The sequence below is a fragment of the Ulvibacter sp. 2210JD10-4 genome (assembly GCF_058148525.1).
In genome coordinates this window covers 1-26,198 of record NZ_JBYVJZ010000008.1, presented here as the reverse complement: position 1 = coordinate 26,198, position 26,198 = coordinate 1, and the positions used below count along the sequence as shown (strand labels likewise).

The window sequence follows — 26,198 nt, the reverse complement described above, 5'->3', positions numbered from 1 at the left end:
AGCTTATTTTTTTCGTATCACACAAAGCTTTTCTGTATTTAATTTATGATACGTAACACGACCAACAGGATGTCGAAGCGATTTACCAACTACATATCTCACTCCCACTCTTGGTACGTGAAATCTTATAAAATCAACATGTTCATCCAGGTATTCTTTATCCATTATTGCATTAGGCTCTAATAATTCCCCGGTTTTTACATAATGTTTAATTAATCGCCGGGTATTTACTACCTTTTCACTTGACATTCTTCCACTTTTATTATCACCATATCCATTCGCTAGTAAGTCTTCAATGAAATACAATCCTCCTGGTTTTAATTTCTTGAAAAAATAATTAAAACTAATTTGTTGATGGTCTGGACGATGGCTTCCATCATCGATAATACAATCGAATTGTGAAACTTCAGATTTTTTAAAAAAATTATCTAAATCATTTGGATTTCCTTGATCGGCAACAAATGTCTTAATTCGGTCATTATCAAGATAAGCACATTCATTAATGTCGATTCCGAAAATTTTTGAGTTACTAAAGTAATCGTGCCACATTTTTATGGAAGCACCTCCTGAATTAGCACCGTGAACAATATCCGACCTCCAATTTTCACCCCTAACACCCAGTCCTATTTCAAGAAAGTTAAGAGGTTGATTTCTGAATCCTTCTAAGTAGGCATCATACACATCTGTATAGTTATGTGCATTCCATCTGCTGCTAGGGCCTATTGTGCCTTTGTCTGTTGCATATTCATTTGCAATTTCAGTAAGTGATTTTGAGAGCATAAATTCAATTATTAAATTAAAGATTTAATTAAAAAGTTAGCTTTTTAAGATTGTGTGGTTCTCACAAATATAAAAAGTAATAATAGATGTCAGTTAATATTAACGTTAGCATTTTAATCTTTCCTATATTAGTTTAAAAGTAAAAATGGTGGAATTAATATTCAGTCTTTTGTTTAAATATACAACCAAGACTAAGTTTTGAATTACCAATAAGGTCGAAAAAACAATTGAGGCACCCAAGACATCAAAATAAATCACAAATGGAATACTAAGCACCACATTAGCCAAAGTAATAAAGAAATTTACCTTTGTATAGGTTGTTTGATATCCAGTCATATTTAATATTAATCCAACTGAACCTGTAGCCGCATTGACAAGCTGTCCGATACATAGGACTACCAAGGGAATATAGGAACCTTCATAGTCCACACCATATAAGAAATTCAATAATGCCTTTCCTCCAAAAACAAAGATTATCACAACCGGAAGTGCAAATACAAAAATGATCCTGCTGGTTTTGGTCACGATTCGTTGCAAGCTAATCATATTGCTACTTTCAAAAGCCTTAGAAATATAGGGAGCAATAGCGGTGTTTAAACCATCGAGTGTAAAAGCCACTAAGGTAGCTCCTCGCGAAGCAACATCAAATAATGCAACCGCTTCAAGGCTTCCAAATGCAGCCAATATGTAGGTAATTATTTTGGATTTTAATTCCTGTATTCCACTATCCAAAGTAAAAGGGGCTACTTCTTTTATCCAGAGCCTGTTATAATAAATTGGTTTTATTCTTTTAATTTTCTGAAGTAATTTCCTATTCAAAAAAATAAGTCCTGTAAAAAAGGAACATAAAGCAGCCAATGTAAACAAAGCAATTGCTGAACTTGGACTTATGGTTTTGTCTAAAAAATAAAAGGTTAGAATCCCTATGCAAAAAAGAAAGTTTCTCAAAAAAACATCGTGAAATTGACCTAAAATGATGTAACGCAATCCCCGTAAGGAAGCGGCGCAAATTGAGGTAAGTGCTAGAATTGGGACTACAATAAGCCCGATATAAATCGCTTGTCTTAAAGTTGTGTTCACCTTTTCTCCCAAAGCAAAATGAAACAGCATGGCAATTATACCCAAACCAATAGTTACAGTTACAACACTTTTTAGGGATTGAATCAATAGCCCTTTAATAGCTGCCATATTTTGTTCTACTTCATACTTTGAAATATATCGGGTCATAAGCTTGGGAATGCCGAGAGAGATAATTACCGAAATAAACAGGAGAATTGAAAATGCCAAGACATAGATACCAAACTGCTTGACTCCTAGGATTCGTGCTAATAAAATACTGTTCAGGAATGCAAAAAATGCAGATAAAAATTTGATTCCTAAACTACCGATTGCTGAAATCCTTATTTCCTTACTATTAAATATTTTTAAGTATTTCACAACGCTATTTAGTAATGAGTTATTTTTATTGATAACTACAATATCATCCCCGCAGCAACAGTTTCATGCGTGGCATCATCAATTAATACAAAACTTCCAGTAATTCTATTATCACGATATTCATCTATCATTAACGGACGAGTGGTTCTAACTTTTATACGTGCAATATCATTCATGTGTAATTCCTTGTCCTCTTCTTCCCTCGAATATGTATTAATATCTATTTTATAAAGTACTTCTTTTATCATTGCTGTTTGCTCATTAGATGTATGTTTAATAGTATACTTTGCACGTGGTCTAGCGGATGCATTATTCAACCAGCAAAGCATCGCATCAAATTCTTGAACGGGTGATGGTTTGTTATTCGTTTTCACAATCATATCCCCGCGACCAATATCTATATCATCTTCCAATGTAATTGATACAGACATAGGTGCAAAAACTTCATTTAAAGATTCCCCCATCGTATCAATAGACTTAATTTTTGAGGTAAAACCTGAAGGCATTACAGTTATTTCATCCCCTGGTCGGAAAATTCCACTTGCAACACGTCCGGCGTAGCCTCGGTAGTCGATAAATCCTTCCCTTTGCGGACGAAGTACTGTCTGTACAGGAAAACGGGCATCAATCTTATTAATATCGCTACTAATATGCATATGCTCCAGCGTATGTAGTAATGGTGCTCCTTGATACCAATCCATATTTTTGGAGCGGTTAACCACATTATCTCCATTCAAGGCACTAATTGGTAAGAATTGAATATCCTTTACATACAACTTAGACGAAAATTCTTCAAACTGGTTGATAATATCTTCGTACACTTCTTCAGAATAATCCATCAAATCCATTTTATTTACACATACGATAAGATGTGGTATCTGTAATAAAGAAGCAATAAATGCGTGTCTTTTGGTTTGCTCGATCACTCCATTCCTGGCATCGATCAATATTAATGCTGCATTCGCGGTAGAAGCACCGGTGACCATATTTCGCGTATATTGAATATGCCCTGGAGTATCTGCTATAATAAATTTACGTTTAGGAGTGGTAAAATAGCGGTATGCAACATCTATTGTGATTCCTTGCTCTCTTTCATCCCTTAGACCGTCAGTAAACAAAGCAAGGTCAACACCTTCATGACCTTTTCGTTTACTTGTATTCTCTACAGCTTCCAATTGATCTTCAAAAATAGCTTTGCTATCATATAATAAACGTCCAATAAGTGTGCTCTTACCATCGTCTACACTTCCTGCAGTTGTAAATCTTAATAATTGATTGTTATCTATATGCATCTTTTTGTATTCAGAAAGTTTTAAAAATATCCTTGTCGTTTTCTATCTTCCATTGCAGTTTCACTGCGTTTGTCGTCACTTCTATTGCCACGCTCCGTTTGTTTCATAGAAGCCACTTCGGCTACAATTTTTTCGAGTGTATCGGCATCAGATTCAATTCCACCGGTAATAGTAATATCTCCTAATGTTCTGAAACGAATCTTTTTTGTGTGAACTTCTTCTCCTTCATCTAACCTTAAATGGTTAGAAACAGGAATCCATGAATTGCTTCTCCAAACGACCTCTCTTTCATGAGCAAAATACAAAGACGGAATCTTAATATTCTCCCGGAGTATATAATTCCAAACGTCCATTTCTGTCCAATTGCTAATAGGGAAAGCTCTAAAATGCTCGCCCTCAAAATGTTTTCCGTTCAATATATTCCATAATTCCGGGCGTTGATTTTTAGGGTCCCATTGTCCAAAATCATCTCTATGTGAAAAGAAACGTTCTTTAGCTCGTGCTTTTTCTTCATCACGTCTTCCCCCGCCAATTGCACAATCAACTTTATTGGCTTCTATAGCATCTAATAAGGTGGTAATTTGCAAGGCGTTACGTGTTGCATTCTTTCCTTTTTCTTCAGCTACTCTTCCCTGGTCAATAGATTCCTGCACAGAACCTACAATAAGTTGTACATTCAACTCCTCAATAAGATCGTCTCTAAATTGAATTGTCTCAGGGAAATTATGCCCTGTATCCACATGCATTAAGGGAAAAGGAATTTTTGAAGGGTAAAAAGCCTTTTTAGCCAAGTGAGTAACCAAAATTGAGTCTTTTCCTCCAGAAAAAAGTATAACAGGGTTTTGAAATTGTGCCCAGACTTCCCGAAGAATAAAAATGGCTTCAGACTCTAATTCATCCAGATAATTTAAGTAATACTTACTCATTTTATAATGTTAATTTGTTTTCAATAGTGTTTAAAATTATAGCAGCAGATTCTTCTACCGAATTTTTTGTAGTATCAATTTCAATATCGGGAGCAACAGGCACTTCATATGGAGCATTGACTCCTGTAAAATTTTTTATTTCTCCTGCACGGGCTTTTGCATACAACCCCTTTACGTCCCTACGTTCACATTCTTCAATAGGTGTATTTACAAACACCTCAATATAGTTTGAATGGCCAACAATTTGTTTAATGTTCTTTCTATCCCGAGCATAAGGAGAAACAAATGCTGCTAAAACAACCAATCCTGCATCAACCATTAAGTTGGCAACTTCAGCAATACGGCGAATATTCTCAGTACGATCTTCAGGAGAAAAAGATAAATTATTATTCAATCCTTTACGAACATTATCACCGTCTAAGGTGTAGCTATGAATTCCTTTATCAAACAATGCTTTTTCAACAGCATTCGCTATAGTAGACTTCCCAGAACCCGATAATCCGGTGAACCACAATAGAAAACCACTGTGGTTTTTCAGCTTATTACGCTGCTCCTTTGTTATACTAAATTGATGTGGAATGATATTCTTCATGCCTTTCTTAATGCCGTTTTTTTAATCCATAATCCATTCTGTACCAAACTCTTTCGTGAATATAATACAAAAACATTTTAGTAATAAGTTCTGCAAAACCAATTTTAAGCCCGGTAAAAGGATTTCCTGAAATAATCCAGGAAATTAACATGGTATCAAGTGTTCCAAGTCCACGCCACGTAACTGTTTTTGCAAAGTGTCTCTTTCTACTTTCCAACACTCTGCCATTCTTTGAAAGATTTATTTTAAACCATATTCTCTCGTGAAAAAAATACAGTATCATCTTCGTAACTACCTCTGCAAAACCAATTTGGAGGCCAATAAGAGGATCACCAGTAATTAACCACGACAAAATAATAGTGTCTGTTGTACCTACTATTCTCCAAGTTATAGTTTTTGCTAAGTGTCTTTTATACGATGAGTCTTTCACTATTTTTTTACTAAAAAATAATTGTTAAGTAAATTTTCTTTATTGTAACGTAATGACTCTTGCGTTGTATTATCAATAACTCTAACGCCTACTGCTTGACAAATTGCCTGACCGGCAGCCGTATCCCATTCCATTGTAGGAGCATAACGCGGATATATATGTGCTTCCCCTTCTGCTACCAGGCAAAATTTAAGAGAACTCCCTTTTGAAACTATTTCCACATCATTTTTCTTTTCAATTTCTGAAATAAAATCTTTGGTATCATCATTTAAATGTGAACGACTACCTACTATTTTTACAGGTGGTTCAATTGTTGAAGCTGGAACTATTTCCGAAGCATTATTAAAAATTTCAGCAGTAGAAACATCTTCAGATTCTAAAACGATTTTGTAAGAGGTCGAGGTATCACTTGCAGTAAAATACAATGTTTTGGATACAGGAACATATATAACTCCCAATACAGGATCTCCGTTTATAACCAATGCAATGTTTACTGTAAATTCTCCATTGCGTTTTATAAATTCCTTAGTCCCGTCAAGCGGATCAACGATCCAACAACTCTCCCAGTTTTTTCGCTCAGTATATAAAACATTCTTACTCTCTTCACTTATAATTGGGTATGGTGTTTTTTCTAAATACGATACAATTACCTTATTAGCATATTTATCTGCTTTTGTTAATGGAGAAGTGTCACCTTTGATCTCTACATCGAAATCTGTAGCGTATATTTTTAAGATTTCTTTGCCAGCATCCAAAGCGGCTTTAATTGCAATAGTTAGGTCTTGTTTCATTTATTTGGGAAGAAGTTTAAAAGTCCAAAGGTACAATAAATAGGAGAATACAAAAGGTTTTAATGCTTTAGAATTGCTAACACCTCAAATACTAAAAAAAATTGAAAAAGCAGTTTTATTAAGTTAAAAAAAGGCTAAACAAAATTTAAAAATTGGTAAGCCATTTGTTTAGTCGTAAATTTGTTAAAATCAAAAAAAATAGTAAAAATGAGTTATTTAAACCTCGATGAAAAAAAGATAGCAAAAACAGTTAAAGAGCTTACTGTTTTACTGGCAGATTATCATCTATATTATCAAAAGCTCAGAAACTTTCACTGGAATATTATAGGCAAGAATTTCTTCGACCTGCATATCAAATTCGAAGAATTATATGAAGATGCAAAAATCAAAATTGATGAAATTGCCGAACGTATTTTAACGCTACGCTTTCAACCGGCAAGTAATTATTCAGACTATCTAAATCTATCGAACCTTGAGGAGTCTTCTTCGGATATAAATGATATGGAGATGGTAAAAATACTGGTAGAGGATCATTCAAAAATTATTTCGCAAATGCGAAAAGTGATCGAGAGTGCTAATGATGCCGGTGATGAAGGAACTATTGACTTAATTGGATCGTACATTGCGCACTTAGAAAAAGTGAGTTGGATGTTGGATGCCTGGACTATGAAAACCAATGACACACTCCCTAAAGCATAATTCTTATACAAAACCAAAACCTACTAACAGGTAAGCCTTTTATTCATGAAAAATCTTTTTCTTTTATTTTTAGTTTCAACTTTTACAGCCAGTTGCCAGGATTTTGGCAAGCTTAATATAATAGCATCGCTTCCCAATGCAATGAAGGAAGTAAGTGGAATAGAAATAATTCCAGGTAGTGATCTTATATGGATGGTAGATGATTCCGGGAACTCATCAACCGTTTTCGGATTTAATAGTAATACTGAAAGCTTCGATACCGTAATTGAATTGAGTAATGCCACTAATAGGGATTGGGAGGACCTTGCCTCAGATGAAAGTGGAAATTTATTCATTGGTGATTTTGGAAATAATGGTAATAAACGAAAGGATCTAACTATATACACCGTTAAAAATCTGCTTGGAACAGGGAATGAAGCCATTTTGACAACCAAGACGAATTTTTATTATGAAGACCAAACAAAGTTTCCACCTAAAAAGAAAGAAAGAAATTACGATGTGGAGGCATTTGTTTACTTAAATGATTATTTCTATTTATTTACAAGAAATAGAAGCTCTGAATTTGACGGAACTACCAAACTTTATAAAGTCCCGGCGCAGGAAGGAAATTTTGAAGCAAAATTAATTGACACATTTAAAACATGTAAAGATGCGAAGGATTGTGATGTAACTTCTGCAGCGATCGACTACAAAACAGGGGCTATTGCACTACTTACCTATAATAAAGTATTTATATTAAGTAATTATAATAATGATAATTTCTTTAAGGGCGATGTAAAGGAGATCAAATTAAACCATCGCTCTCAAAAAGAGAGTATAAGTTTTAAGAATTCTAAAAGCCTTTATATTGCAGACGAACGCAACGGAATTGAAGGAGGAAATCTATATGAACTAACTCTTAAAAACTAATTCCGAAACTCCCTGCTATACGAGTCCCTTCGGTACTACTAAATATACTGAAGCCTCCCAAAATGGCATCGGTCCATTTAAATGATAGTCCGCCCCCATAGGATGAATGCCAAATTTCGGAGGTATCGTTTTGAATCCATACTCTTCCCAGGTCGTATCCGCCATACACATTGATATCTAATGGAAATAAGAAGGTCTTTAACTTCTGAAAGCTATATGAAATATCCGCACTTCCCAAAAGGCTATGTCGCCCTGTAAATCGTTGATTCCTATACCCTCGTAAACCGGTAGATCCACCTAATCGTGCACTTTGATAAAATTCAGGTTGATCACCTACTATAAGGTGGGTACTTGCAGCAGTCTTTAATATCAATCGGTTATTACTAAACAAAGGATTATAAAAAATCAGTTCAGAATTTAAAAACCCACTAAGGTTGCTAGTTTTAAAATTATCGATTGCCCCCCCTTTTACAGAAAAGAGCATCCCTCTGGTTGGAAAACTTTTATCATTAAAGTTTTTATATTGATATGTTGCCGATGGAATTCCGAAATACGTTCGAGTACCAAAAAAATTAGGTGCAACATTATTGAAAAAATTCACACCATTTTCAATAAGCTCTGTAGTTTGAAGTTCTAACTTCAGCTGAAAAAAACTTCCGTAATCCGATGTCCGTTCTAATCCCACAGCACCATTACAAAAACTCAGGTTCACCCGGTTAAAATCGAATGCATTTTTGTCATCTTCATAAGGAGTTTCGTTTCCGAAGCCAAAAAAATTCTGAGTATAATTTTTGGAAGTAAAGCGTCCGCTCAGTATCAAATTAAACTTCCGAAAGGCCGCAGCATAGGCCTTTTCAAATTGAGCATCTAAACCCTGAGTCAGGAACTGATATTGAAATGTTAACAGGAAGCGCCTTCCGTAAGGATTAGTAATAAAATCGTTAACCGTTTTTTCGTAATATGCAGATGTATTTAAGCCATCATCCGGATTGTAGCCCAAGAACAAACCAATTCCTCCTCCTTTACTCCTTTTCTTCTGATAATCATACAAATTTGCTTCATAAAAGTTGGTGAACCTAAACATAGCACCTCCTCTTTTTTCTATATTATTTTTTTTTGATTTTTGGTCATATACCTTAACTTTCCTTCCTTGTTCTATTTTGTAAGTATCCTTCTCTTGCCCTCCAATTATTCGTATAAGTACCGGATGATCACCCTTCCCTTTCACTTCAAATATATCTTTATCGTCCAAACCGTACAGCCAGACTTCTTCTGTTTCTGAACTATTGAAAACTCTGTCAAAAAGCACTTCTCCTTTTTCGCCGTCTTTAATACGGTAAGCTACAATTCTTGTTTTTCCTAAAGCAAGCCTGGTAATTTCAAAGTAATCGTCTTTATCGGTCCCGGTTAGCATCTGAAACACAATAAACTCTTTATAATAACGATCCACTATGTCGACCAAATTCGCTTTTCGGTTTATAAAATGTTCCTTTATTTGTGTAATTGTACTATCCTGTACTTCCTTTGGCAAGGAAGCAAAAGCTTCATCGAGTGTGCTTTTATCAATTGCTTTTTGTAGAAATTTCGCTTGCGCTATCCAGACACTTTTATCACTTCGCTGTATTAAAGCCCTATCTAATTTTGACCCGGCCTTATTAAACCATTTTACATCGATGATATCATCCCCATAAACTCCAAATTGATTGACTCCTCCTGTAATACTACGCAATAAATTCAAAAAGCTGCCGTCAAAGTTTGCGAATACCTGATCTCTATCTCTGGGGATTGGTACAAAAACTGTTTTACCTCTTTCATTTTCAAAAACCGCCCACCGCCATTGATCACTATGCCTGTCCCAGTCACCTATAAGCATATCAAAGATTCGTGCTCTAATATAAGCCTCTTCATCCATAATATAATCTTCATCTTCTCGTAATCTTTGCAGAACATCATCTGTGCTTTCAATATCATCCGGATACCCAAAGTTCTTCTTGCTGGTATATTCTTCGGTAGGTTTCTCAACGATCATATACAATTGGTCACCATATTCTTCATTGTATTTTCCCAAGGATCTTTGTTGGGGCACATAGAACAATTCCGGTGTCGTATAATATACCTGTGCAGGCCTTGCTATCCTGGGGATTGCAAATGCAGCATATGGATGTGCAGCGGTATAGAAGTCTGAAATAAGGTCTTCAGTAACCGTACCCGAAAAGTACTTTTCCCCGTCAATTCCTTTAAAAGCTGTTGTTTCCAAAAACTGGGTGGCGCTCTTCTTCAGCGCCCGCATATTATATTCTTTTCCATTCTTTGTAACCAAACGCAGGGATTTGGTTTGATGACCTCCACCGGGACGTACTACTTCCAATCCTCCGTACAAAGTATCAAGTACGGCTACATTGGCTTCCACCATAGTACTATAAACCTTGCGATAGTGATTTCCCCAGAACGATTTAAAAAAATCTGATTTATCTATTGCTTCCAAATTGTATACCGAAGCCTTTACAGTTTTAGGAAAAGCAGTAGGTAAATGTGAAAGGTCCGGTTCCTTTTTTTCAGTATAAACCTCCTTCTGAAACAAAAGTGCTTCATTATTCTTCTCATCTACTCCATAAAAAGAGACCCAAACACTTCCGTTGTCAAAAACTGTAACTTTCGCATACCCTTTTCCTCCATGGGAAAACAATCCGTTATCACTAATTCCTGCAGGTTTTGTTTCAGAAGCAGCTCCAGAGATCAACTGTTTGATCGCTCCCTGTTCAATATATTGTAAGTTTTGCTCATGTCCTGAAATTATAAGGATTCGCTTTTGTTCTTCATTCAGCATTAGTAATAGCTCGTCAACCAGTTCTTTATATTTTATATTGAATCGGTCTTGTATGGATGGCGCACCCTGAGAACGAATTTGGGTAACCAGGGCGCCTAGCCCGGGCAAAGGTATGTTCCCTTGAAATGGAAAGAGATAGTCCCGTGTCGAAAACCGTCCACCATGGAATCCGTTAGTATAGAGTGGATGATGTATAGCGAATAAAACAAGTTTATTAGCATGTTTCTTGAGTTCTCCTTCTATTTCCAATAAAAGCTTCTTGCGAGTCTTAATCTCACATTTATCATTCATTCCGGGATGCTTATCCCAATCTTGTAAATACCACTGACTGTCTACTGTAACAAGTTGAATATCTTCGGATATTTCAATACTCTCCAAAGGACAACCATTATTTGGCGTTAAAACATTGTCTTTACCAAGCTCTTTTTCCAGATAATCTTCTATGACTTCCAAACCATCGGTATCATCAAATCCCCAATCGTAATTTCCGGGAATAAAATAGGGAGTGGTATTTGTCTTTTTTATTATTTCAATATACCTGTCCAGATCTTCTTTAACTGCAGCTTCCTTTTTTTCATTGATGTTATCACCTATAAAAAGAACGTGTGTTTTGGTTGTACTTTCATTATTAATAGCCTTCCGAACCTTATTTAGAACCGGTTGAGCCGAATTTCGGGATGCGGCACCTACCACATAAAAATTTGTTGGCTCTGAAGTATTATCAGGAAAATCGACCGCAGTGTCTTCATTTTTTACAATAGTCCCTGAAGAAGCACAGGAACCCAGCATTAGAATAAAACATACCAAAACAAAATATGGAAATAATCTCATGTAAATGTTATTATGTATTAAAATGATAGGCCAAATCCAAATGTGTATCTTGTACCCTCCGTTGAATGAAAGGCTTTAAAAGTTCCGTTTAAGCCTCCCGAGCCATCAACCCAAAGGCCGCCGCCTACAGAATTGTGCCACTTATCTGAAACTTGCCCCGGAATCCATACCTTACCGAGATCGGTACCGGCATATATTCCAATTTGTAATGGAACCAATTCTATTTTCAGTTCCTTAAAACTATAACGTATATCTGCGCTCCCCACTAAAGCCGATTTTCCTGTAAACCGATCTTCTCTGTACCCACGCAGTCCGTTACTTCCGCCTAGTTTCACCCCTTGGTAGAACTCAAAATTATTATCAAAATTAAACGCTGCTTGAATATTGGTTTTTAAAACAAGCTTATTATTTTTGGTAAGAGCGTTGTAAAACCCAAGGCGGGTTTTTAAGAAACCGTATAATCTGTCCAGGTCTTGTAAATTATCGGTCGCACCAAGACTAAGATCAAACATCATTCCCTTTGCAGGGTTCAATGGGTTATCATAACTACGATAATTATAAATTCCTTCCAGTGTTCCATAATAGTCAGTTTCATTCAGCACAAAACTAGCATTTGGAGAAGAGGAGGTTGGGATCATAGTATGGAGTGTAATTGCGTTAAACCTGGTTTGCAGTCTGAAAAAGCTACCAAAATTTGAGTTTCTTACCAGGCCTACCTGTGCTGTTATTGTTTGGAGTTCGACCCTGTTAAAGTCAATACTCTTGTCTGCTTCCGGATTGACAGTTTCATTCCCGTAACCAAAATAATTCACAACATAATTAGGGCTGGTGAAATAAACTCCAATACTTAAATTCTTATCATTTTGAATATTGGCAAATTCTCCCGTATACTCTACATCAAAACTTGAAGTATCAAAGTAAAAGTCGCCTCTGGCCGTATGTTTTTGCGAAAACGGGTTTCTCTGAAAACTGTTTATCTGGTATGTATACTGAAGCCCTGCTGAAATACCGTCATCGGGATTATAACCCAATAGGGCCGCATATGAGTTCTGCCTGTTGATCTGTTTTCTATAGTCATAGACATTTAGGTTGTAGACATCTGTAAAACGAACATTCCCCCCATTTTTAACCTCAACAATATTCTCATTGGTTTCATGATCATAGACTTTAGCTTTCTTACCATTTATCATTTTGTAAGTGTCTATTCCCTGTCCGCCTATCATACGCACAAAAATTAAGTCATCGCCTTCTCCTTTGATCTCGAAGGTATCTTTACCGTCCAAACCATAGATCCAGATCTCATCGGTATCTCTTTTATGGAAATTTCTGTCGATTACTGCTTTGGAAGTTTCATCTTTATAATTTGCATACATTTTAACATTGGTGTCTCCATTTGGCAACCTTGTAATTTCAAACACATCGTTAAAATTGCTACCCTCAATGGTTTGCTGCGTTGCTAAATACGTATAGTAATTATCGGCTATAGTTACTAAATTTTCACGGCGCGCCTTTAATAATTTAATTATATCACTCAATGTTTCTTCCTGTACTTCTTCAGGAATTATTTTAAAGGCTGAATCAATTAACGAATCAGTTAAAGATTTCTGAATTTCCTGAGCCAACAACTTCCATTGAGTCCTTCCCGATCTTTCAACCAGTGCTCTATCCAATATGATCCCTTCTTTATTAAAAAACTGCAGGTCGTTCAGATCTTCTCCATAAATGTGCTTTTGGTTATTACTTCCAAGAATAGATTTTGTAACATCTAAAATACTTCCTTCAAAGCTGGAAAAGGCATCATCTCTATCTCTGGGTATGGGTACAAAGACATTCAAACTATCTCTATTATAATATTCAGCCCAACGCCAATGGTCACTTTCACGATCCCAGTCGCCAATAAGCATATCAAATAATCTGGATTTTATATAATTTTCTTCATCTATGGAAATATCACCACGTCTGCGCAATTTTATTAGAATATCGTCTGTAGTTTCAATGTCGTCCGGATATTCGAAAGTATACTGTCCTTCACTTTCTTCATTAGGCTGAATGGATATAAAATACAAATCGTCTCCAAAACTTTCATTATAGTTTCCCAGTCTTTTCTGCTTAGGAATATAAAATAGCTTAGGATCCGTACTGAAGATACCAATAGCATCAGCCAAGGCAGGAATAGCCATTTGTGCATAGGGATGTGTGGCGGTATAAAAATCGTTATCAAAGGATTCAGGTAAAGTAACTGTTTTTTTCACTTCTATATTTCTGGTGGCTTCCGCTTCTTGAGGGTCAATGGCAGGTTCTGTTCTTCCAATAAAATCTAAGGCATTCTTTTTAAGGGCTCTCATTCGGTATTCATTTCCAATCCTGTCTTTTAAAATTAAGGTTCTATAATTTGAATTACTTCGTTCTCCTATCACGTATAAGCCTCCAAAAATAGAATCCAGCCTACCAATATTTACATCAACTTCCCTTCCGTAAACGTCTTTATATTTTCTACCCCAAGTTGTTTTAAAGAAAAGAGCTTCGTTAATGGAATCTTGCTTGTAGATGGCCACTTTCCTGGTTTTTTCACTAAAAGGAATTTCCGGTAAACTTTTAACGTCATAAGAAATAGGTGATGGAATCATTTCTTTCTGAAAAAGCAATTTTGGAGAGTAATTTTCTCCTACTCCATAATATCGAACCCAAGACGAACCATCTTCAAAAACATCCATTACGGCAAATCCTTGTCCACCGTAGCTAAACTCACCAAAACGACCCAGATCTGCAAAACTGGATTTTGCCCCGTTTCCGGTCTGAATTTGAATAAGACCTTCATTTTCAATATGATGCATCGTATGTTCGTGTCCGGAAGCAAACACCAATCTATCACTATTTTTCGCGATGGATGCCAGTCTGGTCATAAGTTTATTATACAATTCGTTGTACCTGTCCTGAACAGAAACACCTCCTTGTGATCTTATTTGCGCTACGAGTGAGGCCAAACCAGGCATAGGTATCTTTTTCTGTAATGGATATAGATGTTTCTCAAGTGCATAATGCCCTCCGTGAGTACCATAAGTAAACATGGGGTGATGCATTGCAAAAAGAATAGTCTTATTTTGATGTTTTTTGAGTTCAATTTCAATTTCTATAAAAAACTTTTCGCGGGTCTTAATCTCACAATGCTTATTGGTATTAGGATCCTTATTCCAATCTTCCAGATACCACTGCGAATCTATAATGATCATTTGAATATCTTCCGAAACCGAAATACTCTCCAAAGGACAACCTCCGGAGGGCTTCATAAGGTCATTGCCGGATATTTCTTTAAGGTACTCTGCTTCTCGTTGCAATCCTTTAAGGCCTCCATTATACCAATCATGGTTTCCGGGTATGAAGATAATTTCGCCTTCAAATGAGCTCAGTGCTTTTAATTGAGCATCAATATGGTTTTCGGCATATTTTCGCTTCAGATCTTCTTTGGGAGGCATTCCATCGGGATATATATTATCACCCAGATAAATAACATAATCTCCTTTGGTTTCCTTCTCCTTAAGTAAATTCTGTAAAGTTGTAAGCGCATCGCTCATTCCTCCCATGGGTGATTTTCCGGCATCTCCAACCAAATAGAATGTTTTTTCTACTTTCTTTTCCAAAGGAAATATAGCTTGTATTTCAGGCTCACGATATTGTGGTTCATAAGCTGCACAGGATCCTAATAGAATAATTGCTACTATAATAAATACTACTTTGTTTAACATAAGCCTACATTGATACTGATATACCGAAGGTAAATCGTAACCCTTCTTCAGAAGTAAATAAATTTAAAGTTCCACTTAACACATCGGCTGCATTTACCCATAATCCGCCTCCATAATCAGTATGCCAAACATTAGAACTATCATTTTTAACCCAGACTCTACCTACATCATAACCACCAAAAATTCCAAACTGAATGGGAGTTAGTCCAGTTCTAAATTTATTAAAACTATATCTAAGGTCTGCCTGTCCAACTAAAGAATTACGTCCCGTAAATCGTTCGTCTCTATACCCTCGCAATCCATTATCACCTCCTAATTGAGCTGCCTGATAAAATTCGAAGCCATCACCCAATCGCATCTGTGCCTGTACAATAGTTTTTAAGACTAGCTTCCTGTTGGCGGATAGTGCATTGTAAAAGTTCAAATACGGATTTACATATACGAAGGAATTATCTGTTTCTTCAACATTGAGCGTCCCACCGGTATTAAGCTCAAACTTCATTCCCCGTGTTGGGTTCACCCTGTTGTCATAACTTTCGTAGGCATAGGTACCGTCCATACTTGCAAAGAATTTGGTTTCACCCAAGGAAGTTGGCGGAAACATAGTTATAAATCTACCGGGGGTATTTTCCACTTCAAAGCCTTCAAATTTAGCAATAAACTTATAAAAACTCCCATATGGAGAATCTTTTTGAACTCCAAAGTGTCCTCCGTAACCACCTATACGTACCTGGTTGTATTCTTCATCAAAGTTGTCCGGATCAGCATCTTCGGCGTTCGTGGTTTCATTTCCGAAGCCAAAGAAATTTTTAGAATAATTCGGATTCTCAAAATGGCCTCCAATCACAAAGTTATAATTTCCAAAAATATTTGCGAATTCACCTTCGTAGCTAATATCAAAACTTTGTGTTTTTACATAATAACCGGCTGCAAACCTGTGCTGGCTCGCAAAAGGATTACGTTGAAAACCATTAACAGTGTAAACGTAACTAATTCCTGCTTTAAAACCATCATCGGGATTAGAACCAATAGATGGCAATAACAGATTAGTGGACTGTATCTGTTTTTGATAATCGTAGGTATTGAAATTATAATTATCTGTCAACCTGAATGTCGCACCTCCCTTTTCTTCGATAGTATTCTTTTTAGACTTATGGTCATACACTTTTATCTTACGTCCATTCTCAATTTTATAGATATCGTTGTTCTGTCCTCCGATAATGCGAATGAAGATAGGATTATCTCCATTTTCTTTTACTTCAAAGATATCTTCATCATCCAGGCCGTAGACCCAGATCTCACAGGTTTCTTTTCGATCAAAGGTTCTATCAACCAAAACATCAGCTTTATTACCGTCCTTTATTCTGAAAGCCTTAATACTTGTTTTACCATCCGGAAGGCGGGTGATCTCAAAGTAATCATCCTTATCGGTTCCGGTTACTATCTGCAATTGTGAAAAGTAGTCAAAATATTCTCCTGCGATCTTTACAATATTATCTCTACGCCCTTTCAGTTTTTCCTTTATCTCCATAGCAGTAGCATCTTTGGCTTCTTCAGGGAGGTCCCCAAAAGCTTCTTCAATTACTTTGTCTGTTATACTCTTCCGAAGGAATTCTGCTTGTGCCAACCATTCTTCTCTTCCTGCATTTTCAATCAAGGCTCTGTCTAATTTGATTCCGGCAGCATTGAACCATTTCGTATGTTTCAACTCGGCATCATACACCTGAAACTGTCTTGAGACACTAAACAAACCTCTCACTACATCCAGTAAGCCTCCATCAAAATTGGCATAGACCTGGTCCCGGTCACGTGGAATCGGTACAAAAACGTCTTTGCCTTTGCGATCTTTGAACTCAGCCCATCGCCATTGATCACTGTGGCGGTCCCAATCGCCTAAAAGCATATCGAACACTCTTGCCCGAATGTATGCTTTTTCATCAACTACATTCTCTTCATCGCTGCGAATTTTATCTAACAGATCGTCCGTACTTTCTATATCATCGGCAAAATTGAATATTGCTCCATCATAAGGTTTATCAGGGCGCTCCACAATCATATACAATTCGTTGCCATATTCGGTATTATATTGACCAAGTGCCTTTTGCTTAGGCACATAAAATAGTTTCGGATTGGTATGAAATACATTGGCTGCTTCTGAAAGTTTTGGGACGGTAAATGCACCATATGGATGAGCAGCAGTATAAAAATCTAAAATAAGGTCTTCAGGAATTGTATTCTTAAAATCTTCCTCAACCTCTTTGTCCTTTAAAATAACTGTCTGTAAAAACTGCACTGCGCTTTTCTTAAGTGCGCGCATGTTGTAATCTTTACCATCTTTATCCTGTAAACGCAGAGAGCGTGTTTGGTGCCCTCCTCCTGCCCTAATCACTTTGAGCCCCCCATAAAGGGTATCTAAAAGTGCCACTTTTGCTGTAACATTGGTTCCGTATATCTTGCGGTAGTGATCTCCCCAAACGGTTTTATACAATCCTGTTTTTTCTACACGTTCATCCTCATATACAGATGCTTTCACCGTTTCGGAAAAACTGTCTGGCAAGGAAGAAGTATCATATTTTTTCGGAGCTTTAATTATTTCTTTCTGAAAAAGTAATGTAGCACCGCCATTTTCTTCAGCTTTATAAAACTGTACAGCCAAAGAGCTGTCCTCATATAACTTTAAAACTGCAAATCCTTCTCCTCCATAGCTAAACTCTCCATATTGCCCTAAAGATGCTGCAGTAGCATTTCCTCCTGAACCTGAAACAATTTGCTTGGTATTGTAATCTTCTATGTATTGAAGCGAATGATCATGGCCCGAAACAAAGACGAGTTGATCGTGGTCTTTTGCCATTACCTGGAGCCTCTTCATAAAATCATCATAGCGTTCATTATATCTGTCCTGTTTTGAAATAGCACCCTGGCTGCGTATTTGGGTAAGTAAAGTTCCAAGCCCGGGAATTGGCAGTAGTTGATCTTTAGCGGGATACTTGCCACCGTGTTTCCCATTGGTAAGTAAAGGGTGGTGCATTGCAAATACAATTATTTTTTCTTTTGCCTTCTTAAGCTCTCCTTCTATTTCCACAAACAATTTTGAACGTGTTTTGATCTCACATTTGTCATTCATTTTTGGGTGGTCGTCCCAGTTTTCTATATACCATTGTGTATCGACCAAGATCAGCTGAATATTATCTCCTATCTCAATACTTTCCATCGGACAACCGTTATTAGGTTGTAATATGTCCTTCCCTTTAATTTTATCTTTTAAAAGATCCTCTTCTGTTTCCAAACCATCAACACCAGCCTTCCAGTCAAGATTCCCCGGAAGTACAATTACTTTTCCTTTAAAGCCTTCTATAGCATTCAACTGTGGCTGAAGGTTTTTAACAGCTACAACGGTTTCAGACTGGATTCCTGCCGGATCAAAACTATTACCTAAAAACAAAATATAGTCATTCTTGGCACTATTATTTTTTTGAAGGTATTGCTGAAAAGAATTCAGGCCGATATTATTTTCGGACCTAACACTATATCCGGCATCTCCTATCAGGTAAAATGTTCTATCTACCTTTTTTTCTTCATTTATAACATCATGAGAAGCCTTTTCCGCTTTAAATTTTGGTTGATAGGTAGCGCACCCAAAAAATAAGAATGTGTATGTAAAAATTATTATGTTGTTAATTTTGTTCATAAGAATTGTCCTAGAAAAAATTTTAGTAATTTGGACCATTAAATTAATACTTTATGAGTAATATAATTGAGGATACAGATAATTTTATTATAAATTTATTCAAAGAAAAGCTCCCAAATACCTTTGTTTATCATAATTATACGCACTCAAAGCGAGTTTATAAAAGTATAAATGAAATTATTGAAGATTCAGAAATCGATGACAAAGATGCAACCATACTAAGGCTTACAGCATTGCTACACGATACCGGTTATATTGTTAAACGAGATGGCCATGAAGAGGAAAGTGTAAAAATCGCCAAAGAATTTCTGGAATCTCAAGGTGTTGAGCAGGATATTATTGACGGAGTAGAAAAATGTATCATGGCAACAAAATTTAAAGGTACGCCAGATGGAAAACTGGAAGAGATCATTCGCGATGCTGATTCATCTCATTTCGGGAAAGAATATTTCCATGAAGCTAGTGAGTTTTTACGTCAGGAGTATAAATCTCAAAATATAAAGAACTATTCTCCAAGAGAGTGGAGAAATGAGAATATAAGAGTCCTAATTGAAAAACATCAATTTTATAGCGATTATGCTCTAAAAAACTGGCAAAAACAAAAAGAGGACAACCTTGCCAAACTTATTAAAAGCAGAAAAAAGGATAAGAAAAAGCTCAAGAATGAGGATCTCAAGGCACAATTAAAAATGAAGTATAAGGACGCAAGTCCAGACAGAGGCATACAAACATTTTACAGAACTGCGCTGCGAAATCATATAAAGCTCAGTGACATTGCGGATACGAAAGCTAACATCTTGCTCTCGGTTAATGCAATTATCATTTCGGTTACCATAGGTAACTTATTTTCTAAATTCGATACCAACCCATACTTAATATGGCCTACTGCTATTTTTGTGATCTCGAGTGCTGTTACTATGGTGTTGGCCGTTTTTGCAACGAGGCCTAATGTAACCCGTGGAGAATTTACCAAAGAAGATGTAATTAATAAGAAGGTAAACCTAACCTTTTTTGGAAATTTTCACAAGATGGAACTGTCTCAATATCAATGGGCTATTAACGAGTTACTAAAAGATCGGGATTATATCTATTCTTCCTTAACAAAAGATTTGTATTTTTTAGGAAAAGTACTGGATCGAAAGTATAGGATATTGCGTCTAACTTATACCTTCTTTGTACTTGGAACCATAATTTCCATAGTGGCATTTGGAATCTCGTTCAATGTTGCAGACATTTCGGTTGAAGAGGTAAAACAGCTTGTAGACCCAACTGCTTAGGTAAGCTGATTAATTAAATCTTCATAGGTATAGTACTCTTTGGTGTTGTCTTTCTTTTTTGAATACAATACACTCACCTGAATCGCTTTAAGTCCGGTAACGCCTTGTAGATCCTCCACTTCCACTACTTCCAGGTCATCAACCAATTGCTTTTTGGACTGTAGGAAAGCAATATATTTCAGGTATTCTTTTTCATCTTCGTTTTGAGAATATACAATAGTGATTTTCCCCGGCTGGGTAATTCGTTTGTTCGTCCCCTTTATATTGGCTTTATCCACACGCTTCTTTATGACTTCATAACGTGCATTATAAGTTCCATCTACATCAAAACGCTTTTCATCCATTCTAAAACGCAAGGAGAGCGATGTATTGAAAGCTAAAATCATTGAAGCTGCATTGAGAGGAATCGGGAGTTGTTCTTTCAGTTTATAGAAACTGTTTTCCATTTCACACATAACCTGTAACTGCCATAGTCTTAAATTGTACAGATATATTTTATGGAAACTGTTATTTTTTGTGATCGATTCTCCAATATAAAGATTATGCTCTACCCCATCTGTCTTAAAACGTTCAAAGTAGTGAGGGTACATCAATTGTGCGTCTATTTGTTTTTTATCTAAAATAGCAGCCATTTTTTTATTGATCAGCATCACAGATTCATCATAGTCCTTACGGTGCTGATAAATAAAACCTTTGTCTTCATCTATTATTTCATAATACTCGTCTATTAGCTCTTTGAGTGCAGGACTCTTTCCTTTTAAATGCGAGTATAAAGGGAGGATTTCTGTACGTAAAAAACGTAAAACAGAGCGTTCACTATCTACTTGCAAATGCTCATCTACATCTTCCAGGTAACTATTTATCCTGTAGTCAATTTGCTCATAAATTGGTAGTGATTCCAATTCATAAATTCTCTTCACTATTTTCTGAACATGTTTCAATTGCAATATCAGGTCCTTTTGAGTTGCCACATTTCTGGCTTCAGAAGATCCTTTAATATCTATTTGCCCATATAACGGATATACATTGTCAAAAACCACCTCTTTAAAAGCTACTTGGTTTCCAACTAAATGCTCCTTGATAACGCGTTTTGCTTCTTTTCTGAATTTCCAGTGAACACTTGGGTGAATAGAAGTACATTCGCTCTGGATTAGCAACTCAATCTCATTTTCTTCTTTTTCTTTGGATCGCCTTACAGAGTCGATCAAATAAGGCATAATATCATGCAACTTATTAGCATTAATGGTATTTAGCTCTTGTTTGTTAGGAGAAACAATCTCCATAATACCCTGAACCTTACCATCCAATACAAGTGAGGTCATGATAGCACTTTGTACCTTTTGCCGGTCCAATGTTTTGTAAAGTATGTTATCCGGGTATAGTTTATGGTATTTCTTAACATCAGAAATACAATAAAACTCATTTTTTTTAAACAAAGAATCCATTGAATGGTCACAAAGTGCAGTGCCACAGGATGCGTTATTTTTTCCATTCAAAATATAGCTTTCTGCATTGGCCAAATAAGGTAATTGTTCTAGCTGTTCATCTTCATCGTTAAAAAGGGTATATCCTACTTTTAATTCAGGTAAATTAAAAATGGCTCTTATGATGGACTGAAACTCTTCAACAAAATCTTCATTCTTTGCATCATCCTTTAATAAATTCGCTTTAAAATTAGAAAGGGCTACATCTGTAGTGGCATCGTACATATTCGCAATTACAAACCCTTTAAAGAGCCAGCTATGTGGTGGGAATTTCTCTTTCCACAAAGCAATGTTATCAAAGTTTTCAATTAGTTCCGCAACATCTTCAGGGGTAATTTCAATAGAGTTCTTTGTCTTTTCAATATGTATAAAGTCACCATTATACAACATCTTATAGTATCTCATAATACCTTGTTTATCAGGTATGTTGTAGTAAAAAGGCCTTCTAAAATCTACTTTATAACCATAATACATATTTAGGATCATGGCACAACCCATGATATATGCCTGGTCACTATCAAAATCCGTAAGCTGTAATTGGTAATCCTCTCCGGCAGTTGCAACTATGTTCTTATACCGCTGTGACGATTTAATGATAAAATATTGATACGGAATCGATGCAATCTTTATTTCATTGTCCTGCAATACTGTAGAAAACAAATCTTCCAATACCAAATCTATTTCTGCCTGATGCTTGATCACTTGCTTTTCATTTAAAAATCCTTCAGAAAGCTTAGGATGTTTTTTTGCTATATCCAACACACGCTGAGCGCGTTGCCTAACAAGTTCGCTTTCAGAAGTAAGGTTAGCTTCATATTTTTCAAATAATTTTGAAAAGCTAATCTTTATCAATAATGGAAAGTCATTACTCTCAGTTTTCATTTTAAATCAATTAGTACAATAAAATTAAGCAATATTGCTGTAGATTATTGAATATTAACAATAATTTGAGGCTTGTATTTTTTTTCAGAAAAAAATGTAACTATTTTTGTTCGAAATTATACTATAACTATGAGACGATTAATAGCTGTATTTCTTACAATTTCTTTGTTTTCATGTGAAAAAGATTCCAATACATTTACATTTGAAGGTACTGCCGCGGGTTTTGACGATGGAACTCCCGTATATATCTATAAAGTTGAAAGAAATCAACCGGAAGTAATAGATACACTTACTATAACCGCTGGAAAGTTTATGACCAGCTACCCTAAGAGTGATGAGATCGCTTTACATTATCTAAAAGTTGGCGATAATAAAGTAAATCATATCTTCTTTCTTGAAAACGAAGATATAAAGGCTACAATTTATAAAGATAGCCTAGTTTCATCATACTTTTCTGGAAGCCCTCAAAATGAATCATATAAAGTTTTTTCGGAAAAAATAAGATCTTTTGGCAAACGAAAGCAGGACATTGTGCAACGTTATCAGCAAGCTAGAAATGAACAGGACAACCTATTGGCAAATGATATTCAAAAAGAGAACATGATGCTTATTCAAGAGGAGTCTAATTATAAAAAACAATTTGCTACAGACAATAATAACTCTATATTTTCAGTAATGTTAATGTCTGAAATGCTTTCAAGAAAAGAAATTACTGCGGCAGATGCAAATGATTTTGTAAATACACTCTCGCCAAAAATAGCTGCATCACAAATCACAAATAATCTTAAAACAACCGTTGCTAATGCAAAAAAAGCGGATGTTGGATCTAAAGCTCCGGATTTTTCTGCCCCTACTCCTTCAGGAGAGATGCTTGCATTAAATGATGTATTGGGAAAATATACGATAATAGATTTTTGGGCCTCATGGTGCAGACCTTGTAGAATAGAGAATCCGAATGTGGTAAAAGTATACAATCAATACCATGATAAAGGCTTAAATATCATTAGTGTTTCTTTGGATAAAGAAAACCAAAAGGACAGATGGCTTAAAGCTATTAAAGATGATAAAATGGATTGGCACCATGTTTCTAACCTGAAATTCTGGAATGACCCAATAGCCAAAATGTATAATGTCCGCTCGATCCCGGCTACCTTCTTACTTGATGAAGAGGGAAACATTATTGATAAAAACTTGCGAGGAAATGCTTTACAGGCAAAAATCGCTTCTCTGTTAGGTCAGTAATCAGTTCAGTAAAAAGCTAATATTTACGGTTACAACAATTTCCATTTCGCCGGCAGCTATAGTTTGTTGGCCTGCAGAAGCCTGACTCTCCATAGCCATTGTTCTATACATAGGTGATGGAGTATTGCTTGCTCTGTATTCGCTAATGGAAATTGCTTTTCCAATAATTTGATCTAAAACTCCAGCGTATTCCTCAGCTTTTGTTTTTGCGTTGGCAACTGCTTTTTTCCGGGCCTCAGATTCTAATTCCTCTTTATTGGAAGCTGAAAATGAAATTCCGTCAATCCTATTAATACCACTTTCCAATAACCCATTCATAAGTTCTTCATATTTTTTTAACTCCCGAAGTTTTATGGCAATAGACTGATTGGCTGCATAGTTATAAGTCTTTGTATTGTATTCATAGTTCTTACTAAGCCTAATGTACTGTGTACTTACGTCTTTGTCTTTAATCTTCATGCGCTTTACAAAAGAAAGCACCTCATTGACAATCCGGTCGTTTTCCTGCTTGACTTCTTTTGCATTCGTTCCTGTATTTTCAATACGTACAGTAATAGTCACTTCATCCGGGACTACACGTACAATCCCTTTTCCCGTAACATCTACAGTAGGTAATGATTGTGTTTGAGCTGTCATAAATAACGTTGTTAATAATACTACTAATAATGTGCTTCTCTTTTTCATAATAATATATTTTAAATTTTTCCAAGTTTGTGTAATACAAATAATAATAGAATGGGAACTGCCAAAACAACGACAATCCATAAACTGGTCTCTAACAAAGCAGGTACAAATGCGATGGTTAATACATAACCGGCTATTGCACCTCCAAAGTGTGCATCATGGCCAATATTACCCATACGGCTTCTCATTCCATAAATGGAATATAATAAATACAAAAGGCCAAAAATCCATGCCGGAATAGCAATAGGGACGAAAAACAAATATAGTCCCATATCCGGAAAAAACAGTATAGCCGAATATAAAACTCCTGTCACCGCACCACTCGCCCCTACAGCACTGTAATGATACTCTTCTTTATGAAAGTAAAATGATAATAGATTACCAACCAGTAAGCTAGCCAAATAAATCAATACAAATTTAACCACTCCAACTGCTCCAATCACTACGTCCGCAAAAAAATAAAGCGTTAGCATGTTAAAAAGCAAATGAGTGAAGTCTACATGCAAAAAACCTGCAGATATCATTCGTATTTGCTCACCGCGACGAATCCCGGCTATGTTAAACTTGTATTTTTCGAAAAAAGAGAAATCTTTAAAACCCTTTATGGAAACAGCTATGTTAGCTAAAATAATAACCAGGGTAGCAATATGAATGCTTTGCATAAATAATCATTTTGAACCTACGTTTGTAATGCAATAAATTTAGTTAGTTTTACGGTAAATTTACCTATGCAGCGACTACTTTATATATTATTATATCCTTTTCTCTGGCTTACCTCTGTATTGCCAATGCCTATATTGTACTTAAAATCAACTTGTTTGTATTTTTTGGTATATTATATAATCAGGTATAGAAAAAAAGTGGTTTTGGATAATCTAAGGCTGGTTTTTCCTGAAAAGACAGAAGCCGAAAGAAAACAAATTGCAAAACTATTCTACAAGCATCTTTGCGACTTCATTTTTGAAGCCATTAAGGGCCTCACTATTTCTAAAGCAGAGGCTTCCAAAAGATTTGTATTTGAAAATCTTGAGCTTGTAAGATCCCAATATGAAAATGGAAGAAGTATTTTACTATTGTGTGGCCATTATGCAAATTGGGAATGGAGCGGAATTTTGAACAATCAAAATCCATACGAGGGATTTGCTGTTTACAAAAAACTGGACAACCCTTATTTTGACCGATTAGTCAAAAAAATTAGAGGCCGGTTTGGACCAACTATTATTAGTAATAAAAAAATAGTGTCTACATTATTCAGGCTACATAAGGAAGGAAAAAAGACCATGACACTTATTGTTGCCGACCAAACTCCAAAACCCGGTGCTTTTAAACATCGTGACACTTTCATGGGAATTGAAGTTCCGGTATTTACGGGTACGGAAGAATTAGCAAGAAAGTTGGATTTTACAACTATGTACCTAAAAACCGAAAAACTAAAGCGAGGCTATTATAAAGCCACTTTTGTTCCGCTAGCTGAAAATCCTTCAGACCTCAAAGAATATCAAATTACAAGACTGTTCTTAGATGAAGTTGAAAAGCAGATCAAAAAAAAGCCTCAATTCTACCTATGGTCCCACAAGCGCTGGAAGCATCGTAGCACTACATTATAGCTGGAGTTACTACATTTACTCGGACAGAAATTTTAAGACTATTTAACTAAAAACAAATATCTTAGAATAATGAAAAA

Annotated in this window: 18 protein-coding genes; 5 read left to right on the top strand and 13 right to left on the bottom strand. The window is 35.9% G+C overall.

Translation table 11 applies throughout. From position 1 onward, the window contains the following. Positions 1 to 3: 3 nt before the first annotated feature. From ACY2RT_RS14890 to cysQ, 7 genes are all read right to left on the bottom strand, one after another. Positions 4 to 780: a hypothetical protein gene (locus ACY2RT_RS14890; protein WP_490156724.1), complete on the bottom strand. Its 777-nt coding sequence runs from the start codon at positions 778 to 780 to the stop codon at positions 4 to 6. 123 nt (positions 781 to 903) lie between these two features. After that, the gene (locus ACY2RT_RS14885; RefSeq protein WP_490156723.1) at positions 904 to 2,217 is read right to left on the bottom strand and encodes an oligosaccharide flippase family protein; all 1,314 of its coding nucleotides are present in this window, start codon (positions 2,215 to 2,217) and stop codon (positions 904 to 906) included. Between the two features lie 35 nt (positions 2,218 to 2,252). Next, positions 2,253 to 3,509, bottom strand: a complete 1,257-nt coding sequence (locus ACY2RT_RS14880; protein ID WP_490156722.1) for a sulfate adenylyltransferase subunit 1 — start codon at positions 3,507 to 3,509, stop codon at positions 2,253 to 2,255. A gap of 20 nt (positions 3,510 to 3,529) precedes the next feature. Beyond that, on the bottom strand, positions 3,530 to 4,435 hold the full coding sequence (gene cysD / locus ACY2RT_RS14875; RefSeq protein WP_490156721.1) for a sulfate adenylyltransferase subunit CysD: 906 nt from the start codon (positions 4,433 to 4,435) through the stop codon (positions 3,530 to 3,532). 1 nt (position 4,436) lies between these two features. Next, positions 4,437 to 5,027 carry an adenylyl-sulfate kinase gene (gene cysC / locus ACY2RT_RS14870; protein WP_490156720.1) on the bottom strand — a complete coding sequence of 197 codons (591 nt, stop codon included), beginning with the start codon at positions 5,025 to 5,027 and terminating at the stop codon, positions 4,437 to 4,439. A 7-nt stretch (positions 5,028 to 5,034) separates the two neighbouring features. Next, positions 5,035 to 5,457 carry a DUF2061 domain-containing protein gene (locus tag ACY2RT_RS14865; protein ID WP_490156719.1) on the bottom strand — a complete coding sequence of 141 codons (423 nt, stop codon included), beginning with the start codon at positions 5,455 to 5,457 and terminating at the stop codon, positions 5,035 to 5,037. Continuing rightward, positions 5,457 to 6,248, bottom strand: coding sequence for a 3'(2'),5'-bisphosphate nucleotidase CysQ (gene cysQ / locus ACY2RT_RS14860; RefSeq protein ID WP_490156718.1), 792 nt, complete (start codon positions 6,246 to 6,248; stop codon positions 5,457 to 5,459). The genes ACY2RT_RS14865 and cysQ overlap by 1 nt, the downstream gene beginning before the upstream one ends. A 207-nt stretch (positions 6,249 to 6,455) precedes the next feature. On the opposite strand from cysQ, the gene ACY2RT_RS14855 reads away from it, so the two are divergent. Together ACY2RT_RS14855 and ACY2RT_RS14850 are read left to right on the top strand one after the other, a co-directional pair. Then, the gene (locus ACY2RT_RS14855) at positions 6,456 to 6,947 is read left to right on the top strand and encodes a Dps family protein (protein WP_490156717.1); all 492 of its coding nucleotides are present in this window, start codon (positions 6,456 to 6,458) and stop codon (positions 6,945 to 6,947) included. Between the two features lie 45 nt (positions 6,948 to 6,992). Continuing rightward, complete coding sequence (locus tag ACY2RT_RS14850; RefSeq protein ID WP_490156716.1) at positions 6,993 to 7,856, top strand: hypothetical protein; 864 nt, start codon at positions 6,993 to 6,995, stop codon at positions 7,854 to 7,856. On the opposite strand, the gene ACY2RT_RS14845 is transcribed toward ACY2RT_RS14850, so the two are convergent. The 3 genes from ACY2RT_RS14845 to ACY2RT_RS14835 are packed head-to-tail and all read right to left on the bottom strand — an operon-like array spanning position 7,846 to position 18,945. Next, positions 7,846 to 11,514, bottom strand: a complete 3,669-nt coding sequence (locus ACY2RT_RS14845) for a phosphoesterase (RefSeq protein WP_490156715.1) — start codon at positions 11,512 to 11,514, stop codon at positions 7,846 to 7,848. The two genes, ACY2RT_RS14850 and ACY2RT_RS14845, sit on opposite strands and share 11 nt — an antisense overlap. Before the next feature lie 17 nt (positions 11,515 to 11,531). Then, positions 11,532 to 15,257, bottom strand: a complete 3,726-nt coding sequence (locus tag ACY2RT_RS14840) for a metallophosphoesterase (protein ID WP_490156714.1) — start codon at positions 15,255 to 15,257, stop codon at positions 11,532 to 11,534. Positions 15,258 to 15,261: 4 nt separating this feature from the next. Next, positions 15,262 to 18,945: a BamA/TamA family outer membrane protein gene (locus ACY2RT_RS14835; protein ID WP_490156713.1), complete on the bottom strand. Its 3,684-nt coding sequence runs from the start codon at positions 18,943 to 18,945 to the stop codon at positions 15,262 to 15,264. 53 nt (positions 18,946 to 18,998) lie between these two features. Between ACY2RT_RS14835 and ACY2RT_RS14830 the strand changes: the two genes are divergently transcribed. Beyond that, the gene (locus tag ACY2RT_RS14830; protein ID WP_490156712.1) at positions 18,999 to 20,222 is read left to right on the top strand and encodes a Pycsar system effector family protein; all 1,224 of its coding nucleotides are present in this window, start codon (positions 18,999 to 19,001) and stop codon (positions 20,220 to 20,222) included. On the opposite strand, the gene ACY2RT_RS14825 is transcribed toward ACY2RT_RS14830, so the two are convergent. After that, positions 20,219 to 22,588: a GAF domain-containing protein gene (locus ACY2RT_RS14825; protein WP_490156711.1), complete on the bottom strand. Its 2,370-nt coding sequence runs from the start codon at positions 22,586 to 22,588 to the stop codon at positions 20,219 to 20,221. The two genes, ACY2RT_RS14830 and ACY2RT_RS14825, sit on opposite strands and share 4 nt — an antisense overlap. A 129-nt stretch (positions 22,589 to 22,717) precedes the next feature. On the opposite strand from ACY2RT_RS14825, the gene ACY2RT_RS14820 reads away from it, so the two are divergent. Continuing rightward, complete coding sequence (locus tag ACY2RT_RS14820; protein WP_490156710.1) at positions 22,718 to 23,830, top strand: redoxin domain-containing protein; 1,113 nt, start codon at positions 22,718 to 22,720, stop codon at positions 23,828 to 23,830. Here ACY2RT_RS14820 and ACY2RT_RS14815 read toward each other — a convergent pair whose 3' ends face one another. After that, positions 23,831 to 24,514, bottom strand: coding sequence for an SIMPL domain-containing protein (locus ACY2RT_RS14815; protein ID WP_490156709.1), 684 nt, complete (start codon positions 24,512 to 24,514; stop codon positions 23,831 to 23,833). Between the two features lie 11 nt (positions 24,515 to 24,525). Continuing rightward, positions 24,526 to 25,176, bottom strand: coding sequence for a rhomboid family intramembrane serine protease (locus tag ACY2RT_RS14810; protein ID WP_490156708.1), 651 nt, complete (start codon positions 25,174 to 25,176; stop codon positions 24,526 to 24,528). A gap of 66 nt (positions 25,177 to 25,242) precedes the next feature. On the opposite strand from ACY2RT_RS14810, the gene ACY2RT_RS14805 reads away from it, so the two are divergent. Then, positions 25,243 to 26,121 carry a lysophospholipid acyltransferase family protein gene (locus tag ACY2RT_RS14805; protein WP_490156707.1) on the top strand — a complete coding sequence of 293 codons (879 nt, stop codon included), beginning with the start codon at positions 25,243 to 25,245 and terminating at the stop codon, positions 26,119 to 26,121. The last annotated feature ends 77 nt before the right edge of the window (positions 26,122 to 26,198 follow it).

Bases quoted from the DNA above. Each gene is read 5' to 3' on its own strand.
- cysC (WP_490156720.1), bottom strand. From the start codon at position 5,027: ATGAAGAATATCATTCCACATCAATTTAGTATAACAAAGGAGCAGCGT.
- ACY2RT_RS14825 (WP_490156711.1), bottom strand. From the start codon at position 22,588: ATGAAAACTGAGAGTAATGACTTTCCATTATTGATAAAGATTAGCTTT.
- ACY2RT_RS14835 (WP_490156713.1), bottom strand. From the start codon at position 18,945: ATGAACAAAATTAACAACATAATAATTTTTACATACACATTCTTATTT.
- ACY2RT_RS14890 (WP_490156724.1), bottom strand. From the start codon at position 780: ATGCTCTCAAAATCACTTACTGAAATTGCAAATGAATATGCAACAGAC.
- ACY2RT_RS14850 (WP_490156716.1), top strand. From the start codon at position 6,993: ATGAAAAATCTTTTTCTTTTATTTTTAGTTTCAACTTTTACAGCCAGT.
- ACY2RT_RS14880 (WP_490156722.1), bottom strand. From the start codon at position 3,509: ATGCATATAGATAACAATCAATTATTAAGATTTACAACTGCAGGAAGT.
- cysD (WP_490156721.1), bottom strand. From the start codon at position 4,435: ATGAGTAAGTATTACTTAAATTATCTGGATGAATTAGAGTCTGAAGCC.
- ACY2RT_RS14805 (WP_490156707.1), top strand. From the start codon at position 25,243: ATGCAGCGACTACTTTATATATTATTATATCCTTTTCTCTGGCTTACC.
- ACY2RT_RS14830 (WP_490156712.1), top strand. From the start codon at position 18,999: ATGAGTAATATAATTGAGGATACAGATAATTTTATTATAAATTTATTC.
- ACY2RT_RS14820 (WP_490156710.1), top strand. From the start codon at position 22,718: ATGAGACGATTAATAGCTGTATTTCTTACAATTTCTTTGTTTTCATGT.
- ACY2RT_RS14810 (WP_490156708.1), bottom strand. From the start codon at position 25,176: ATGCAAAGCATTCATATTGCTACCCTGGTTATTATTTTAGCTAACATA.
- ACY2RT_RS14855 (WP_490156717.1), top strand. From the start codon at position 6,456: ATGAGTTATTTAAACCTCGATGAAAAAAAGATAGCAAAAACAGTTAAA.
- ACY2RT_RS14845 (WP_490156715.1), bottom strand. From the start codon at position 11,514: ATGAGATTATTTCCATATTTTGTTTTGGTATGTTTTATTCTAATGCTG.
- ACY2RT_RS14815 (WP_490156709.1), bottom strand. From the start codon at position 24,514: ATGAAAAAGAGAAGCACATTATTAGTAGTATTATTAACAACGTTATTT.
- cysQ (WP_490156718.1), bottom strand. From the start codon at position 6,248: ATGAAACAAGACCTAACTATTGCAATTAAAGCCGCTTTGGATGCTGGC.
- ACY2RT_RS14840 (WP_490156714.1), bottom strand. From the start codon at position 15,257: ATGTTAAACAAAGTAGTATTTATTATAGTAGCAATTATTCTATTAGGA.